A 16074-nucleotide genomic window follows, 5' to 3' on the forward strand; every position below is an offset into this window, starting at 1 on the left:
GGGCGGGCTTACCACCGGGCGACGTTAGAGTCCACGTGTGACCGATTACGAAACGCTGAGGTTCGAGCAGTCCGGCCCCACCGCGCGCATCACGCTCAACCGGCCGGATGCGGCAAACGGCATGAATGACACCATGACTCGCGAACTGGCCGACGCCGCTAAGCGCTGCGACACGGATGCGACCAAGGTGGTGCTGCTCACCGGCTCGGGCCGCTTCTTCTGCGCCGGAGGCGATTTGAAGTCGTTCGCGTCGGCGCCCGACCGCGGGGCCCACATCAAGGGCGTCGCCGACGATCTGCACCGGGCGATCTCGACCTTCGCGCGGATGAACGCGGTGCTGATCACCGCGGTCAACGGCACCGCGGCGGGGGCGGGCTTCTCGATCGCGGTCACCGGCGATCTGGTGCTGGCGAACGAGTCCGCATCGTTCACGATGGCCTACACCCGCGTCGGGCTGAGCCCCGACGGCAGCTCGTCGTACTACCTGCCGCGGCTGATCGGCATCACCAAGACCAAGGAACTGATGCTCACCAACCGCACCCTGTCGGCACAGGAGGCGTCACAGTGGGGGTTGGTCACCGAGGTGGTGCCCGACGCCGAACTGGCCGACCGGGCCGACAAGCTGGCCGGTCAAATGGCCGCCACCGCAGCGGGTTCCAACGGGGCGGTCAAGGAGTTGCTGCTCGGCACGTTCAAGAACGGTCTCGAGGAGCAGATGGAACTCGAGAGCCGATTGATCGCGCGCAGTGCCCGCTCCGCCGACGGCCGCGAGGGCGTCGACGCCTTCATGGCCAAGCGCAAGCCGGAGTTCGGCTAGAACGAGTGCTCGTCGGCGGGGAACACCCCGCTGGCCACCTCTTCGGCGTACTGCGTTGCGGCGCGGCGCAATTCCTCGCCGACAGCGCCGAACCGCTTGACGAACTTCGCGGTCTTGCCGCTCGTCATGCCTGCCATGTCCTGCCATACCAGCACCTGGGCGTCGCAGTTGGGGCCCGCGCCGATCCCGACGGTGGGGATGGTCAGCTTGCCGGTGATCTGGGTGGCCAGCTCGGCAGGCACCATCTCCATCACGACGGCGAACGCGCCGGCTTCGGCCACGGCGATGGCGTCGTGGATGGTCTGCTCGGCGGCGTCACCGCGGCCCTGCACGCGGAAGCCGCCCAGCCCGTTGACGCTCTGCGGGGTGAACCCGATGTGCGCCATGACCGGGATGCCCGCCGCGGTGAGCATGGCGATCTGCTCGGCCACCCGCTCGCCGCCCTCCAGCTTGACCGCTTGCGCACCGGTCTCCTTGAGGAACCGGGTCGCGCTGGCCAGCGCCTGCTGGGGGCCCGCCTCGTAGCTGCCGAACGGCATGTCGGCGACCACCAGCGCGTGCGGGGCCCCGCGGACCACGCCGCGCACCAGCGGGATGAGTTCGTCGAGGGTGACCGGCACGGTGGTGTCGTAGCCGTACACCACGTTGGCCGCCGAGTCGCCGACCAGCAGCACCGGAATCCCGGCGTCGTCGAAGACGCGGGCGGTGGAGTAGTCGTAGGCCGTCAGCATGGCCCACTTGTGGCCCTCGGCCTTCCACTTCTGCAGATGCAGGGTGCGGACCTTGCTGCGCGCGGTGTTGATTCCCCGGTCGCTTCGGTCCTGCCCGCCGTTACGCTCGGCAGCACCGTAAACGGTCTGCTCAGACATCGATGTCTCCCACAGGGGTGAGTCGGGTCGAATCCTCGAGGCCGATTGCGGTCCCCGGGTTCGTCTGACGCCTACCAGTCTGCCACTTCGGGCGAACGAAGTGGAAAGCCGCGTTAAGTGGATTTCCTCACACCCGACCTCGGCACGCATAACATCGGCGGAATGCAACGGCTCAGCGGACTCGACGCCAGCTTCCTGTACCTCGAAACCGCACAGCAGCCGTTACATGTGTGCTCGATCCTCGAACTCGACACCTCGACGATGCCCGGCGGCTACACCTTCGACCGCTTCCGCGACGCGCTGAACGAGCGCATCAAGTCGATGCCGGAGTTCCGGGAGAAGCTGGCCGACAGCCGCTTCAACCTCGACCACCCGGTGTGGGTCGACGACAAGGACTTCGACCTCGACCGCCATCTGCACCGGATCGGGCTGCCCGCGCCGGGCGGCCGCCGCGAGCTCGCCGAGATCTGCGGCCACATCGCGTCGCTGCCGCTGGACCGGACCCGCCCGCTGTGGGAGAAGTGGGTGATCGAGAACGTCTCGGGCACCGACCCGCAGGACGGCGGCCGGGTCGTGGTGATGACCAAGGTGCACCACGCCGGGGTCGACGGGGTGACCGGCGCGAGCCTGATGTCACAGCTGTGCAGCACCGAACCGGACGCGCCTCCGCCGGATCCGGTCGACGGGCCCGGCGATGCCAGCTCGCTGGAGATCGCGGTGAGCGGTGCGGTCAAGTTCGCCACCCGCCCGCTCAAGCTGGTCAACGCCCTGCCGGTGACGGTGTCGTCGGTGGTCGACACGGTCCGCCGCGCCCGCTCCGGGCTCTCGATGGCTCCTCCGTTCGCCGCGCCGAGGACGGCCTTCAACACCAACGTCACCGGCCACCGCAACATCGCGTTCGCCCAGCTCGACCTCGAGGGCATCAAGACCGTCAAGAACCACTTCGGGGTCAAGGTCAACGACGTGGTGATGGCGCTGGTGTCCGGGGTGCTGCGCAAATTCCTCCATGACCGGGGCGAGCTGCCGGAGAGCTCGCTGGTCGCGATGGTGCCGGTCTCGGTTCACGACAAATCCGACCGGCCCGGCCGCAACCAGGTGTCGGGCATGTTCTCCCGGCTCGAGACCCACATCGCGGACCCAGCCGAGCGGCTGAAGTCCATCGCCGAAGCCAATTCCGTTGCCAAGCAACACAGTTCGGCCATCGGCGCGACACTGCTGCAAGACTGGACGCAGTTCGCCGCGCCCGCGGTGTTCGGCGTCGCGATGCGCGTCTACGCCGCCAGTCGGTTGAGCGGCGCCAGGCCGGTGCACAATCTGGTCGTCTCGAACGTCCCCGGCCCGCAGGTGCCGTTGTACTACGTGGGCTGTGAGGTCAAGGCCATGTACCCGCTGGGGCCGATCTTCCACGGCTCGGGCCTCAACATCACCGTGATGTCGCTGAACGGCATGCTCGACGTCGGCATCGTGTCGTGCCCGGAATTGCTGCCCGACCTGTGGGACATGGCCGACGACTTCTCGGCGGCCCTCGACGAGTTGCTGGCCGCCACGCGATAGCCGCCTAGCCAGGGCAGATGGGTGTTCATGGCAGCATGTTGAGCCATGAACCGCAAGATCGGCGTCCTCGCGCCCACGGTGCTACTTCTGGTCGCCGGTTGCAGCAACCTGGTCACCGGGCGCGCAATGGTTGCCGTGCCACCGCCGGGCACCCCGATCGAGTGGGCCCAGTGTCAGACCGAGGCCAGCGATGAGTCCCGCGTGCCGGCGAGCGCCGAGTGCGCGATGTTGTCGGTGCCGGTGGACTACGCGCAGCCCGACGGCGAGGTCGCCCGCATCGCGATGATCCGGTTCAAGGCCACCGGAGAGAAGATCGGCTCGCTGATCATCAACCCCGGCGGTCCGGGGGAATCGGGCGTGGAGGCGGCGGCCAGCGTCGTCGGTTCACTGCCGGAGTTGGTCCGGCAGCGCTTCGACCTCGTCGGGTTCGACCCGCGCGGCGTCGCGAACTCCACGCCCGCCCTGTGGTGCAACTCCGACGCCGACAACGACCGGCTGCGCGCCGAGCCTCAGGTCGACTACTCGCCGGAGGGCGTCGCCGAGATCGAGAAGGAGACCAAGGACTTCGTCCAGCGCTGCGAGGACAAGATGGGCAAGGAATTCCTCGCCAACATCGGAACCGTGAACGTGGCCAAGGATCTCGACGCGATGCGCCAGGCGCTCGGCGACGACAAGCTGACCTACCTCGGCTATTCCTACGGCACCCGGATCGGCGCCACCTACGCCGAGGAGTTCCCGGACAAGGTGCGCGCGATGGTCCTCGACGGCGCCGTCGACCCCAATGCCGACCCGACCGAGGCCAACGTCCGGCAGGCGGCGGCGTTCCAGACCGCGTTCAACGACTACGCCGCGGACTGTGCGAAGGACCCGTCGTGCCCGCTGGGCACCGATCCGGCCAAGGCCAACGACGTCTACCACAGCATGGTGGACCCGTTGGTGGACGCGCCGCTGGAGACGCGGGACCCGCGCGGGCTCAGCTACTCCGACGCGATCGTCGGCTCCATCCTGCCGCTGTACTCGCCGAATTTGTGGCGCCATCTCACCCAGGCGCTGAGCGAGATGAAGGACGGCCGGGGCGACACGATGCTGGCGCTGGCCGACCTGTACATGGGCCGCGACGAGCAGGGGCACTACAACAACTCGACCGACTCGCGGGTCGCGATCAACTGCGTCGACAAGCCTGCGGTGACGGACCGGGCGAAGGTCGCCGAGGAGGACCGCCGGGTCCGCGAGGCGGCGCCGTTCATGAGCTACGGCGAGTTCACCGGGCACGCCCCGCTGAGCACCTGCGCGTTCTGGCCGGTGCCGCCGACCAGCGAACCGCACGAGATCAAGGTCAGCGGGCTGCCGCCGGTGCTGGTGGTGTCGACGACGAACGACCCCGCGACGCCCTATGCGGCCGGCGTGGAACTGGCCAAGCAACTCGGTGGCACGCTCGTGACGTACGACGGCACCCAGCACACCGTGGTGTTCCAGGGCGACCAGTGCGTCGACGACATCGCCGCGCGCCATCTCGTCGATCTGACGTTGCCGTCGGCGGACACCCGCTGCTCCTGATCTGATCACAGCCTGATCACCGTTGCGTCGCGGCCGCAGACGCGCGGCTATCGGCGTGCCACCATGTCTGCCATGTGGCGGGTGGGCAGCGTGGCCGCGCTCGCGATCCTCGTAACCTCGGCGGTCGCGTGCCCCGCTGCGTCGGCGACGCCGCAGTGGTCCGGCTGTGAGCGGTTCGTCGACACGGCCGACATCCCCACCGCGCAGTGCAGCACCGTGGCGGTGCCCGTCGACTATGCGAAACCCGAAGGGGCGCAAGCACAGTTGGCGGTCATCCGGATACCCGCCACCGGAAACCGGATCGGTGTGCTGATGGTCAACCCCGGCGGTCCCGGCGCGTCGGCGGTCGAGACCGTCGCGGGGATGGGCGCGGCGCTGGCGGACACCGAGATCGGCCGCAGCTTCGACCTGGTCGGCTTCGACCCGCGCGGCGTCGGCCATTCGACACCCGAATTGCGTTGCCGGACCGACGCGGAGTTCGACGCGTTCCGCACCGAACCGCTGGCCGACTACAGCCCGGCAGGCGTCGCCCACATCGAGGGCCTGTACCGACAGTTCGTGCAGGCGTGCACCGACAGGGTGGGCACCGAGTTCCTGGCCAACGTCGGCACGGCGACCTCGGTGCAGGACATGGACGTCGTGCGCGCCGCACTCGGCGAGAACCAGATCAACTATCTCGGCTTCTCGTACGGCACCGACCTCGGTTCGGCGTACGCCGCGCGGTATCCGGACCGGGTGCGCGCGATGGTCTTCGACGGTGCGGTCGATCCGCGGCTCGACCCGATCACGGGCCGGATCCGCCAGATGGGCGGCTTCCAGAAGGCGTTCGACGACTACGCCGCCGACTGCGCGCTGTCGCCCGGCTGCCCGCTCGGCACCGACCCGGCGCAGTTCGTCGACCGCTTCCACCAACTGGTCAACCCGTTGGTGCAGCGGCCCGGCTACACGTCCGACCCGCGCGGACTCAGTTACCAGGACGCCATCACCGGAACGGTCAACGGGCTGTACACGCAGCGCTTCTGGAAGTACCTGACCAGCGGTCTACTGGGGTTGGCACGCGGCACCGACGCCGGCGACCTGCTGCTGTTGGCCGACGACTACCAGGGCCGCGACGAGGCGGGGCACTACACCAATCAGCAGGACGCGTTCACCGCGATCGGCTGTGTCGACGCGCCGTTCCCCACCGACCCCGCCGCATGGGTCGAGGCCGACCGCCGCACGCGCGAGGTCGCGCCGTTCCTGTCGTACGGCGGCTTCACCGCCTTCGCGCCGCGCGACGTGTGCGCGATGTGGCCCGTCCCGCCGACGTCCACGCCGCACCCCGCGTCGTCACCCGGCCCCGGCAAGGTCGTCGTGGTGTCCACCACCCGCGATCCCGCCACGCCGTATCAGGCCGGCGTCGACCTGGCCCGGCAGATGGGCGCGCCGCTGATCACCTTCGACGGCACCCAGCACACGGTGGTGTTCAACGGCGACGCCTGCGTGGACACCGCAGTGGTGAACTACTTCGTGGACTCGGTGGTCCCGCCCGACGGCCTGCGCTGCTGAGGTACCTCAGGGGATGACCCAGTGGCCCGGCGTGCCCTCGAAGAACGGGTTCTCGAAGCCCTGAACCGTCGGCAGCTTCCTCAACTCATCGGGTTCGATGCCGAAGAACGGGTTGCGGACGCCGTTGATGGTGGCGGAAACCCTGAGCTGCTCGGGCCGGATCTGGTCGCCCGGCAGGCCGAAGTAGTCGTCGACCTCCGGCACGCTCGGCCACACGTCGGGCACGCCCCACTCCGGGATCTCCCAGTGGCCGGGCGCCTCGTCGAAGAACGGGTTCTCGAATCCCTGGACCGTCGCCATCTTCTTGAGCTGCCCGGGCGGGATGCCGTAGAAGGGGTTCGGGACTCCGTTGATGAAGGCCGCGTTCTTCAGTTGCCCCGGCGGGATCCTGGCGCCGGGCAGGGCGAAGTACTCGCCTATCCCAGGCACGTTCGGCAGCAGGTCCGGCACGTCGACATCGACCACCGGGACCGGCGCCGGTGGCACGTTGACGGGTGGTCCCGGCGGCACCTGACCCGGCGGCAGGCCGACGTCGGGCACTCGCGGCACCTCGACCGGAGGCACGTTCACGCCGGGTCCCGGCGGCAACTGCCCCGGCGGCAGCTTCAGGTCCGGCCCACGCGGTACCTCGACCCGCGGAACCTCGACCCGTGGCACCTCGACCTGGGGCGCCGGTGGCCCTGGTACGGGTGGCACCGGCGGCACGGGAAACTTGGGATCGGCCTGGACTGCGCCGGCCCCGAGGCCGAGCGCTAGGAAACCGCCCACTGCCCCTGCCAGACTCGCTGTCACTGCCCGATTGCTGAGATTCACGATCGCTCCTTCGCCTCGCGCTCTGCGTGGTAAGGACGGCCTAGGCCGTACCGCGACCCCCCGATCGAGGCGTTGGGTATCCGTGGACGCGGCGCGCTAAACCCTCGGGCCCGGCAGCCGTAACCCGACCGTCCGAACTTCACCGTCGCGTGTAACACAGAATTAACAGCCGGTGCATACGCTGCGGACATGGATCGGCAGAAGGAATTCGTGCTGCGCACGCTGGAGGAACGCGATATCCGCTTCGTCCGGCTGTGGTTCACCGACGTACTCGGATACCTGAAGTCGGTCGCGATCGCCCCCGCCGAACTCGAGGGCGCATTCGAGGAGGGCATCGGCTTCGACGGCTCCTCGATCGAGGGCTTCGCCCGCGTATCGGAAGCCGACATGGTGGCCCGCCCCGACCCGTCGACCTTCCAGGTCCTGCCGTGGGCCGACGGCTCCGGCAAGCACCATTCGGCGCGGATGTTCTGCGACATCACCATGCCCGACGGCTCGCCGTCGTGGGCCGACTCGCGCCACGTGCTGCGCAGGCAGTTGGCCAAGGCCAGCGACCTGGGCTTCTCCTGCTACGTGCATCCGGAGATCGAGTTCTTCCTGCTCAAGCCCGGTCCGAACGACGGCTCGGAACCGGTCCCGGCCGACAACGGCGGCTACTTCGACCAGGCCGTGCACGACGCGGCGCCGAACTTCCGCCGGCACGCCATCGATGCGCTCGAGCAGATGGGCATCTCGGTGGAGTTCAGCCACCACGAGGGCGCGCCGGGCCAGCAGGAGATCGACCTGCGCTACGCCGACGCGCTGTCGATGGCCGACAACGTGATGACGTTCCGCTACGTCGTCAAGGAGGTCGCGCTCGGCGACGGGGTGCGGGCGTCGTTCATGCCCAAGCCGTTCGCCGAACATCCGGGGTCGGCGATGCACACCCACATGAGCCTGTTCGAGGGCGAGACCAACGCCTTCCACAGCCCCGACGACGTGCTGCAGCTCTCCGACGTCGCCAAGTCGTTCATCGCGGGAATCCTCGAGCACGCCAACGAGATCAGCGCGGTCACCAACCAGTGGGTGAACTCCTACAAGCGGCTGGTGCACGGCGGCGAGGCGCCGACGGCCGCGTCGTGGGGTGCGGCGAATCGTTCTGCGCTGGTTCGGGTTCCGATGTACACCCCGCGCAAGGCGTCGTCCCGGCGCGTCGAGGTGCGCAGCCCCGACTCGGCGTGCAACCCGTACTTGACGTTCGCGGTGCTGCTCGCGGCGGGGCTGCGGGGCATCGAGAAGAATTACGCGCTCGGTCCGCAGGCGGAGGACAACGTCTGGAACCTCACCCCCGAGGAACGCAGCGCGATGGGCTACAAGGAGCTGCCGGGCAGCCTCGGCGTCGCGCTCGAGCAGATGGAGAACTCCGAACTGGTCGCCGAGGCGTTGGGCGAGCACGTCTTCGATTACTTCCTGCGCAACAAGCGCGCGGAGTGGGAGAACTACCGCAGCCACGTCACGCCGTTCGAGCTCAAGGCCTACCTGTCTTTGTAGGTGACTGGTCGAGATACGGGCTGCGCTACCTTTCAGGGGTGGCCAAACCCGCGACGCAGCGCCCGAAGCTGCCCAGCGTAGGGCGGCTCGGGCTGGTCGAACCGTCCGCGCAGGCGGACCTGGATCGACTCGGCTGGAACACCGATGCGTGTGTCGAGCTGTTGTGGTCGCTGTCGCGCGCGCCGGACTCCGACACCGCACTGCGCACGGTGGTGCGACTGGCCGAGTCGCTGGGCACCGGGTGGGACGCGCTCAACAAGGCGCTGCTCGACGACCGCGGTCTGCGCGGCCGGCTGTTCGGGGTGCTGGGCTCGTCGATGGCACTCGGCGACCATCTGGTCGCGAACCCGGGCAACTGGCACCTGCTGGCCGGCGATGTGACGTTGCCGCCGGTCGACGAGCTGCGGGCCATGTTCGTCGGGCTGGCCGAGGAGACCGGCGACCCAACCGCGGCCGTGCAGCCGATGCGCGCGCTCTACCGGGACCGGCTGCTGGTGTTGGCGGGCCTGGATCTGGCCTCCGTCGTGGAGAACGAGCCGGTGCTGCCGTTCACCAAGGTGGGCGCTCATCTGTCGGATCTGGCCGACGCGGCGCTCGAGGCCGCGCTGCGTCTCGCGATGATGGCGGCGGGCGGCGACAACCCGCCCCGGCTGGCGGTCATCGCGATGGGCAAATGCGGTGCCCGCGAACTGAATTACGTCAGCGACGTCGACGTCATCTTCGTCGCCGAAACCGCCGACGCCGTCGCCACCCGGGTGGCCGGCGAGATGATGCGGTTCGCCGCCGACGCGTTCTTCGAAGTCGACGCCGCGCTGCGGCCCGAGGGTAAGCACGGCCAGCTGGTCCGCACACTGGACTCACACCTCGCCTACTACCAGCGCTGGGCCAAGACGTGGGAGTTCCAGGCGTTGATGAAGGCGCGGCCCGCCGCCGGCGACGCCGAACTGGGCCGGGCCTACATCGAGGCGCTGACGCCGATGGTGTGGACCGCCTGCGAGCGCGAGCATTTCGTGTCCGAGGTCCAGTCCATGCGCCGACGCGTCGAGGAACTGGTGCCCGCCGAACGGAGGGCGCGCGAGATCAAGCTCGGCACGGGCGGGTTGCGCGACGTCGAGTTCGCCGTTCAGCTGCTGCAGTTGGTGCACGGCCGCAACGACGAGGCGCTGCACGTGGCGTCGACGGTCGACGCGCTGGCCGCGCTGGGTGAACGCGGCTACATCGGCCGCGACGACGCCGCGAACCTCACCGCGTCTTACGAGTTCCTGCGGCTGCTCGAGCACCGGCTGCAGCTGCAGCGGCTGGTGCGGACCCACCTGCTGCCCGACGAGGACGACGACGAGTCGCTGCGGTGGCTGGCCCGGGCCGCGCACATGCGCCCCGACGGCAGGCACGACGCGCTCGGCGTGCTCCGCGAAGAGCTCAAACGGCAGACCCTGCGGGTGTCGCGGCTGCACGAAAAGCTGTTCTACCAACCGCTGCTGGAGTCGGTCGGCCAACCGGCCCTTGGTATTTCGGAGGGGATGAGTACCGAGGCGGCACAGCGTCAGCTCGCCGCCCTTGGCTATGAGGGCCCACAGAGTGCGCTGACTCATCTGGCCGCGCTGACCGGCAGCAGCGGGCGGCGCGGCCGGGTGCAACAGGTGTTGCTGCCGACGCTACTGGACTGGCTGTCGGACACGCCCGACCCGGATGCGGGCCTGCTGGCGTACCGGCAAATCAGCGACGCGCTGTCCGAACAGCGGTGGTACCTGTCGACGCTGCGCGACGAGGGCGCGGTGGCCAAGCGGCTGATGCAGGTGCTCGGCACGTCGGCCTACGTGCCCGAACTGCTGATGCGGGCGCCCGAGGTCATCCAGTCCTACGCCGACGGACCCGACGGACCCAAGCTGCTCGACGTCGATCCCGACGGGGTGGCACGAGCGCTGATCGCCTCGGCCGCACGGCATTCCGACCCACAGCGGGCGATCGCCGCGGCGCGCACGTTGCGCAGGCGCGAGTTGGCCCGCGTCGCGTCGGCCGATCTGCTCGGCATGCTCGAGGTGACGGAAGTCTGCACGGCGCTGACGTCGGTGTGGGTGGCGGTGCTGCAGGCCTCACTCGAGGTGATCATCCGTGCGAACACCACCGACCGTGGGCCGCTGGCCCGCATCGCCGTCATCGGCATGGGTCGGCTGGGCGGCGGGGAACTGGGCTACGGCTCGGACGCCGACGTGATGTTCGTGTGCGAACCCGAAGAGGGCGTCGAGGAGTCGGCGGCGGTGAAGTGGGCGGTCAACATCGCCGAGAAGGTGCGCACGCTGCTGGGCACCCCGAGCGCGGATCCGCCGCTGGAGGTCGACGCGAACCTGCGGCCCGAGGGCCGCAGCGGGCCGCTGGTGCGCACGCTCGGCTCGTACGAGGCCTACTACGCGAAATACGCACAAGTCTGGGAGGTGCAGGCACTGCTGCGGGCCCACCGCGTCGCCGGCGATCTGGACCTCGGCGAGCGGTTCCTGTTGATGATCGACAAGATCCGCTACCCACCGGGCGGGGTGTCGGTCGAGGCGGTGCGCGAGATCAGACGCATCAAGGCGCGCGTCGACGCCGAGCGGTTGCCTCGCGGCGCGGACCCCAACACCCACACCAAGCTCGGGCGCGGCGGCCTGGCCGACATCGAGTGGACCGTGCAGCTGCTCCAGCTGCGCTATGCGCACAAGGTGCCGACGCTGCACAACACCTCGACGCTGGCGACACTCGACGCCATCGGTGCCGCAGAGTTGATCGCCGAGGGGGACGTGGAGCTGCTGCGGCAGGCCTGGCTGACCGCCACCAGCGCGCGCAACGCGCTGGTGCTGGTGCGCGGCAAGCCTACCGACCAGCTGCCCGGGCCGGGGCGTCAGCTCAACGCGGTCGCGGTGGCCGCCGGGTGGGACACCGACGACGGCGGCGAGTTCCTTGACAACTACCTGCGGGTGACGCGGCGCGCTAAAGCGGTGGTGAAGAAGGTTTTCGGGGGATGAGGCGGAGCGGATGAGCGCATGAGTATGGATTTCGGGTTCGACGTGATCACCGAGGACGAGTACCAACGTCAGCGGGCGTTGTACGGCCCGCTGACCGAGGCGGTGCGCAAACTCATCGACGCGAGCCTGCACACCGAGGTCGACGAGGCCACCGTCCGGGACGCGCAGGCGCGGATCGAGGCGGTCGCCGAGATGCTGGGCGGCAAGCAGCGCGCGGTGACGTCGACCCTGCGCCACGAAGGCACCGGCCGACCCCTCGCGTGGGCGAATCCGGCTGTGGGACTGCGTAATGCGATCGCCCCGCCGATGGTCATCCATCACACCGACGACGGCCGGTGCTGGAGCGAGTTCACACTCAGCGGCGCCTACGAGGGACCGCCCGGGTGGGTGCACGGCGGCATCTGCGCGCTGGTGCTCGACCACCTGCTGGGCGAGGCGGCCAGCGAGGGCCTGACCCAGCCCAAGTTCACCGGCACGATCTCGCTGCGCTATCTGCGGGGCACACCGTTGGGGCCGCTGCGCGCCGAGGCTTTCGTCGAAAGGTCCGAGGGCGTCAAAACGTTCGCCCGCGGCTACCTGATGGACGCCGACGGCACCACGGTCGAGGCCGAGGGCGTCTTCATCCGGCCGGCCTGGGCCAGGGACGCGGGATGAAGTGCCCATGAAGTTCTATGTCAGCCTGGCGTTCCTGGACACCAACGAGGTGGTCGAGATCGCCAAGGCCGCGGACGATCTCGGATACGAAGGCCTAGGGATCCCCGATCACGTCGTCAACCTGGAGACCCTGAACACCCCCTACCCGTACACCAAGGACGGACGGCGGCGGTGGGAGGCGTTCACCGACTGGCCCGATCCGTGGGTGCTGATCGGCGCGCTGGCGACGGTCACCTCGCGCGTGCGGTTCGTCACCACGGTGTACCTGCCTGCGATGCGCGACCCGTATTCGGCGGCGAAATCGATTGGCACGGCGGCATTCCTGGCAGGCGGCCGAGTCGAACTCGGTATCGGCGTGGGCTGGTGCTCCGAAGAGTTCACGCTGATGGGCCAGCAGTTCGCGCGGCGCGGTAGACGCACCGACGAGATGCTCGAGCTGATGAAGGAGCTGTGGAAGCCCGGGTGGACGGAGTTCGACGGTGAGTTCTACACCACGCCGAAGCTGGAGATGGAGCCCACGCCGCCCCCGATTCCGGTCTATGTCGGCGGGTTGTCCGACATCGCGCTGCGCCGCGCGGCGCGCCATGACGGGTGGATCGGCGACCTCATCACCACCGACCGGGCGTTGGAGCGGGTCAGTAAGCTACGAGAGCTGCGCGCCGAAAACGGTTTGACCATGGACGATTTCACCGTCATCACACCGCTGACCGACGCGTTCACCCCCGAGCACTACGACCGCGCCGAAGCGGGCGGCATCGCAGGCATCGTCACCATGCCGTGGATGTTCTACGCGGGGCCGCAGGCGACGCTCTCGGAGAAGATCGACGGGATGAAGCGCTTCCGCAAGGATCTCGGGCCGGACTAGTAGCGGGGCCGGCGGAAGCGGCTGAGCAGTCCGCCGCGCCGGACCCGTTGGCCGGTCGCGTACCCCCCCGGCGCCGCGGTGCCCGCGGGCGCCGCGGTGCCGGTGACGACGCCACCCGGCGCGGCACGGCCCACACGCCGCCCACCGCGCCGGGCGTCGACGGACCAGGCGCCAGGGCCCATTGCCGCCAGTAGCAGGAAAGCGAAGCAGTACATGATCGCGGCCTCGCCGCCGTTGCCGCCCACACCCTGGTCGTAGGGCCAGAAGCTCGCGGCCGGGCCTTCCAGGGGTGGCCAGTGCATCCAGAAGTACGCGACAGCCATGTGACCGGCGGCGATGAAAGCCGCGATGCGGGTGAACAGGCCGACGGTGATCAGGATGCCGGTGACGAACTCGATCAGGCCGGCCCACCAGGTCGGCCATGTGCCGACCGGAATCGACTCTCCGAGGGGCCAACCGAAGAGCTTCATCGAGCCGTGCAGGGTGAAGAGCAGACCGAAGATGATCCGGAAGATGCTCAGCGCAGGCGAGGAGTAGCGGGCGAAGCGGGCGTCCAGACTGGTGGTCATGGGCTGACCTTACGACGAACGACAACGCGGGGCAGAGAAACCCTCTGCCCCGCGTTGTGCGTTCTGCGCTTACACGTCGAAGTACAGCGCCACCTCGTACGGGTGCGGACGGATCTGCACCGGCAGGATCTCGTTCTCGCGCTTGTAGGAAATCCACGTCTCGATCAGGTCCTCGGTGAACACGCCGCCCTCGGTGAGGTAGTCGTGGTCCTCCTCGAGCTTGTCGATCACCGCCGACAGCGAGGTGGGCGCCTGCGGGATGCTGGCGGCCTCCTCCGGCGGCAGCTCGTAGAGGTCCTTGTCGACCGGGGTCTGCGGCTCGATCTTGCGCTTGATGCCGTCGAGGCCGGCCATCATCATCGCCGCGAACGCCAGGTACGGGTTCCCCGAGCTGTCCGGGCAGCGGAACTCGAGGCGCTTGGCCTTCGGGTTGTTGCCGGTGATCGGGATACGCACGCATGCGGAGCGGTTGCGCTGGCTGTAGACCAGGTTGATCGGGGCCTCGTAGCCCGGCACCAGGCGCTTGTACGAGTTCACCGTCGGGTTGGTGAACGCCAGCAGCGACGGGGCGTGGTGCAGGAGGCCGCCGATGTAATGGCGGGCGGTGTCGGACAGGCCCGCGTAGCCGGACTCGTCGTGGAACAGCGGCTGGCCGTCCTTCCACAGCGACTGGTGGGCGTGCATGCCGGAGCCGTTGTCGCCGAACAGCGGCTTGGGCATGAACGTGACCGTCTTGCCGGCCTGCCACGCGGTGTTCTTGATGATGTACTTGAACAGCACCAAGTCGTCGGCCGCATGCAACAAGGTGTTGAACTTGTAGTTGATCTCGGCCTGCCCGGCGGTGCCCACCTCGTGGTGGCCGCGCTCGAGGGTGAAGCCGGCGTTCTGCAGGTTGGTGCACATCTGGTCGCGCAGGTCGACGAAGTGGTCGTAGGGCGCGACCGGGAAGTAGCCACCCTTCGGGCGCACCTTGTACCCGCGGTTGGCGCTGCCGTCGGACTCCACCGGCTCGCCGGTGTTCCACCAGCCGGCCTCGGAGTCGATCTCGTAGAAGGTGCCGTTGATCCTCGAGTCGAAGGACACCGAGTCGAAGATGTAGAACTCGGCCTCGGCGCCGAAGTAGGCGGTGTCGGCGATGCCGGTGCTGGCCAGGTAGTTCTCCGCCTTGCGTGCGACGTTGCGCGGGTCGCGCGAGTACGCCTCGCGGGTGAACGGGTCGTGCACGAAGAAGTTCAGGTTCAGCGTCTTGGCGGCGCGGAACGGGTCGATGCGCGCGGTCTCGGGGTCCGGCAGCAGCATCATGTCGGATTCGTGGATCGACTGGAAGCCGCGAACCGACGAGCCGTCGAAGGCGAGGCCGTCCTCGAAGACGTCCTGTGTGAAGGCCGAAGCCGGGACCGAGAAGTGCTGAACGACGCCGGGCAGATCGCAGAATCGGATGTCGACGTATTCGACTTCCTCGTCCTTGAGCTGCTTGAGGATGTCGTCGGCGGTCTTTTCTGCCACTGAAGTTCTCTCCTTTATCTGGTAACCCGCGGGTTGACGCTAAGGACACGATGTTGCACGGTCGTCAACCGTATGTTGCGCCGAAGTTACGCAATCGGCGATCAGTGCCTCCTCGATGGCGGCCGGACGGACTGCGTCGAGTCCCGCTTATCCTGACAGTATGGCCCGAACACTGGGGTCCTGGATGTCGGGTTCGGATCCGAGCAGCGACACCGGACCCAATGACTACCCCGGTCAGCGCCTCGGCTTACCCGAGAGCGGTTCCGGATCCATCGCCCGGTTCGGCAGGCGCATCGCCGCGCTGCTGATCGACTGGTTCATCGCCTACGGGTTGGCGGCGCTCGCGATGTCCCTGGGACTGCTGTCGCTCAACGCCCTGTCCACCGCGGTGCTGGTCGTGTGGTTTCTGCTCGGCGTGGTGTCGGTCCGGCTGTTCGGGTTCACGCCCGGTCAGCTTGTCCTCGGCCTGCGGGTCGCGTCGGTCGACCGGCGGATTCACGTCGGAGTGGGCCGCGCTGCGGTCCGCGGCCTGCTGATCGCGCTCGTCATCCCGGCGCTGTTCACCGACAGCGACTTCCGCGGCTACCAGGACCGCTTCACCAACACCGCGGTCGTGCGACGCTGATCCGGGGGGGTCGCGAAACTGAACTTATGCAGGCCGAAACCGTGGCAGATTCATACGGTCACTGCAATATCGCCGTTTGGAGGTTGCAATGCCGTCTGGATACCCCGTCCCATTGGCGGTGCGGAGACAGTTCGTCGACCTGGTGTGTGCCGGCACTCCGGTGCTCGA

At 68.5% G+C, this 16074-nt stretch carries 13 protein-coding genes; 9 read left to right on the plus strand and 4 right to left on the minus strand.

All coding sequences use genetic code 11. The features are described 5' to 3' along the window. Positions 1-37: 37 nt before the first annotated feature. Entirely contained in the window at positions 38-817 is a 780-nt protein-coding gene (locus tag ABGB19_RS24775) for an enoyl-CoA hydratase-related protein (RefSeq protein ID WP_347688643.1), read from the plus strand. On the opposite strand, the gene panB is transcribed toward ABGB19_RS24775, so the two are convergent. Continuing rightward, positions 814-1686, minus strand: coding sequence for a 3-methyl-2-oxobutanoate hydroxymethyltransferase (gene panB / locus ABGB19_RS24780; protein ID WP_347688644.1), 873 nt, complete (start codon positions 1684-1686; stop codon positions 814-816). The two genes, ABGB19_RS24775 and panB, sit on opposite strands and share 4 nt — an antisense overlap. Before the next feature lie 162 nt (positions 1687-1848). On the opposite strand from panB, the gene ABGB19_RS24785 reads away from it, so the two are divergent. The 3 genes from ABGB19_RS24785 (at position 1849) to ABGB19_RS24795 (ending at position 6345) form a co-directional block, all read left to right on the plus strand. Next, complete coding sequence (locus ABGB19_RS24785) at positions 1849-3240, plus strand: wax ester/triacylglycerol synthase family O-acyltransferase (RefSeq protein ID WP_347688645.1); 1392 nt, start codon at positions 1849-1851, stop codon at positions 3238-3240. A 45-nt stretch (positions 3241-3285) separates the two neighbouring features. Further along, positions 3286-4797, plus strand: a complete 1512-nt coding sequence (locus ABGB19_RS24790) for an alpha/beta hydrolase (protein ID WP_347688646.1) — start codon at positions 3286-3288, stop codon at positions 4795-4797. Positions 4798-4860: 63 nt separating this feature from the next. Then, entirely contained in the window at positions 4861-6345 is a 1485-nt protein-coding gene (locus ABGB19_RS24795; RefSeq protein ID WP_347688647.1) for an alpha/beta hydrolase, read from the plus strand. A 6-nt stretch (positions 6346-6351) separates the two neighbouring features. Here ABGB19_RS24795 and ABGB19_RS24800 read toward each other — a convergent pair whose 3' ends face one another. Continuing rightward, positions 6352-7158 (minus strand): hypothetical protein, encoded by an 807-nt coding sequence (locus ABGB19_RS24800; protein ID WP_347688648.1) that lies wholly within the window; start codon positions 7156-7158, stop codon positions 6352-6354. Between the two features lie 189 nt (positions 7159-7347). Between ABGB19_RS24800 and glnA (ABGB19_RS24805) the strand changes: the two genes are divergently transcribed. The 4 genes from glnA (ABGB19_RS24805) to ABGB19_RS24820 are packed head-to-tail and all read left to right on the plus strand — an operon-like array spanning position 7348 to position 13206. Continuing rightward, a complete protein-coding gene (gene glnA, locus ABGB19_RS24805; RefSeq protein ID WP_347688649.1) occupies positions 7348-8688 on the plus strand; it encodes a type I glutamate--ammonia ligase in 1341 nt (446 codons plus the stop codon). Positions 8689-8726: 38 nt separating this feature from the next. Beyond that, a complete protein-coding gene (locus tag ABGB19_RS24810) occupies positions 8727-11687 on the plus strand; it encodes a bifunctional [glutamine synthetase] adenylyltransferase/[glutamine synthetase]-adenylyl-L-tyrosine phosphorylase (protein WP_347688650.1) in 2961 nt (986 codons plus the stop codon). 18 nt (positions 11688-11705) lie between these two features. Continuing rightward, on the plus strand, positions 11706-12341 hold the full coding sequence (locus ABGB19_RS24815) for a PaaI family thioesterase (RefSeq protein ID WP_347688651.1): 636 nt from the start codon (positions 11706-11708) through the stop codon (positions 12339-12341). A 7-nt stretch (positions 12342-12348) separates the two neighbouring features. Continuing rightward, positions 12349-13206 (plus strand): TIGR03619 family F420-dependent LLM class oxidoreductase, encoded by an 858-nt coding sequence (locus ABGB19_RS24820; protein WP_347688652.1) that lies wholly within the window; start codon positions 12349-12351, stop codon positions 13204-13206. Here the strand turns inward: ABGB19_RS24820 and ABGB19_RS24825 are convergent. Then, on the minus strand, positions 13203-13775 hold the full coding sequence (locus ABGB19_RS24825; RefSeq protein WP_347688653.1) for a DoxX family protein: 573 nt from the start codon (positions 13773-13775) through the stop codon (positions 13203-13205). The two genes, ABGB19_RS24820 and ABGB19_RS24825, sit on opposite strands and share 4 nt — an antisense overlap. A 69-nt stretch (positions 13776-13844) precedes the next feature. Continuing rightward, the gene (gene glnA, locus ABGB19_RS24830; RefSeq protein WP_347688654.1) at positions 13845-15281 is read right to left on the minus strand and encodes a type I glutamate--ammonia ligase; all 1437 of its coding nucleotides are present in this window, start codon (positions 15279-15281) and stop codon (positions 13845-13847) included. A gap of 160 nt (positions 15282-15441) precedes the next feature. On the opposite strand from glnA (ABGB19_RS24830), the gene ABGB19_RS24835 reads away from it, so the two are divergent. Continuing rightward, positions 15442-15906 (plus strand): RDD family protein, encoded by a 465-nt coding sequence (locus ABGB19_RS24835; protein WP_347688655.1) that lies wholly within the window; start codon positions 15442-15444, stop codon positions 15904-15906. The last annotated feature ends 168 nt before the right edge of the window (positions 15907-16074 follow it).

This window comes from Mycobacterium sp. B14F4 (assembly GCF_039871645.1).
In the GTDB taxonomy this organism is placed as follows: domain Bacteria; phylum Actinomycetota; class Actinomycetes; order Mycobacteriales; family Mycobacteriaceae; genus Mycobacterium.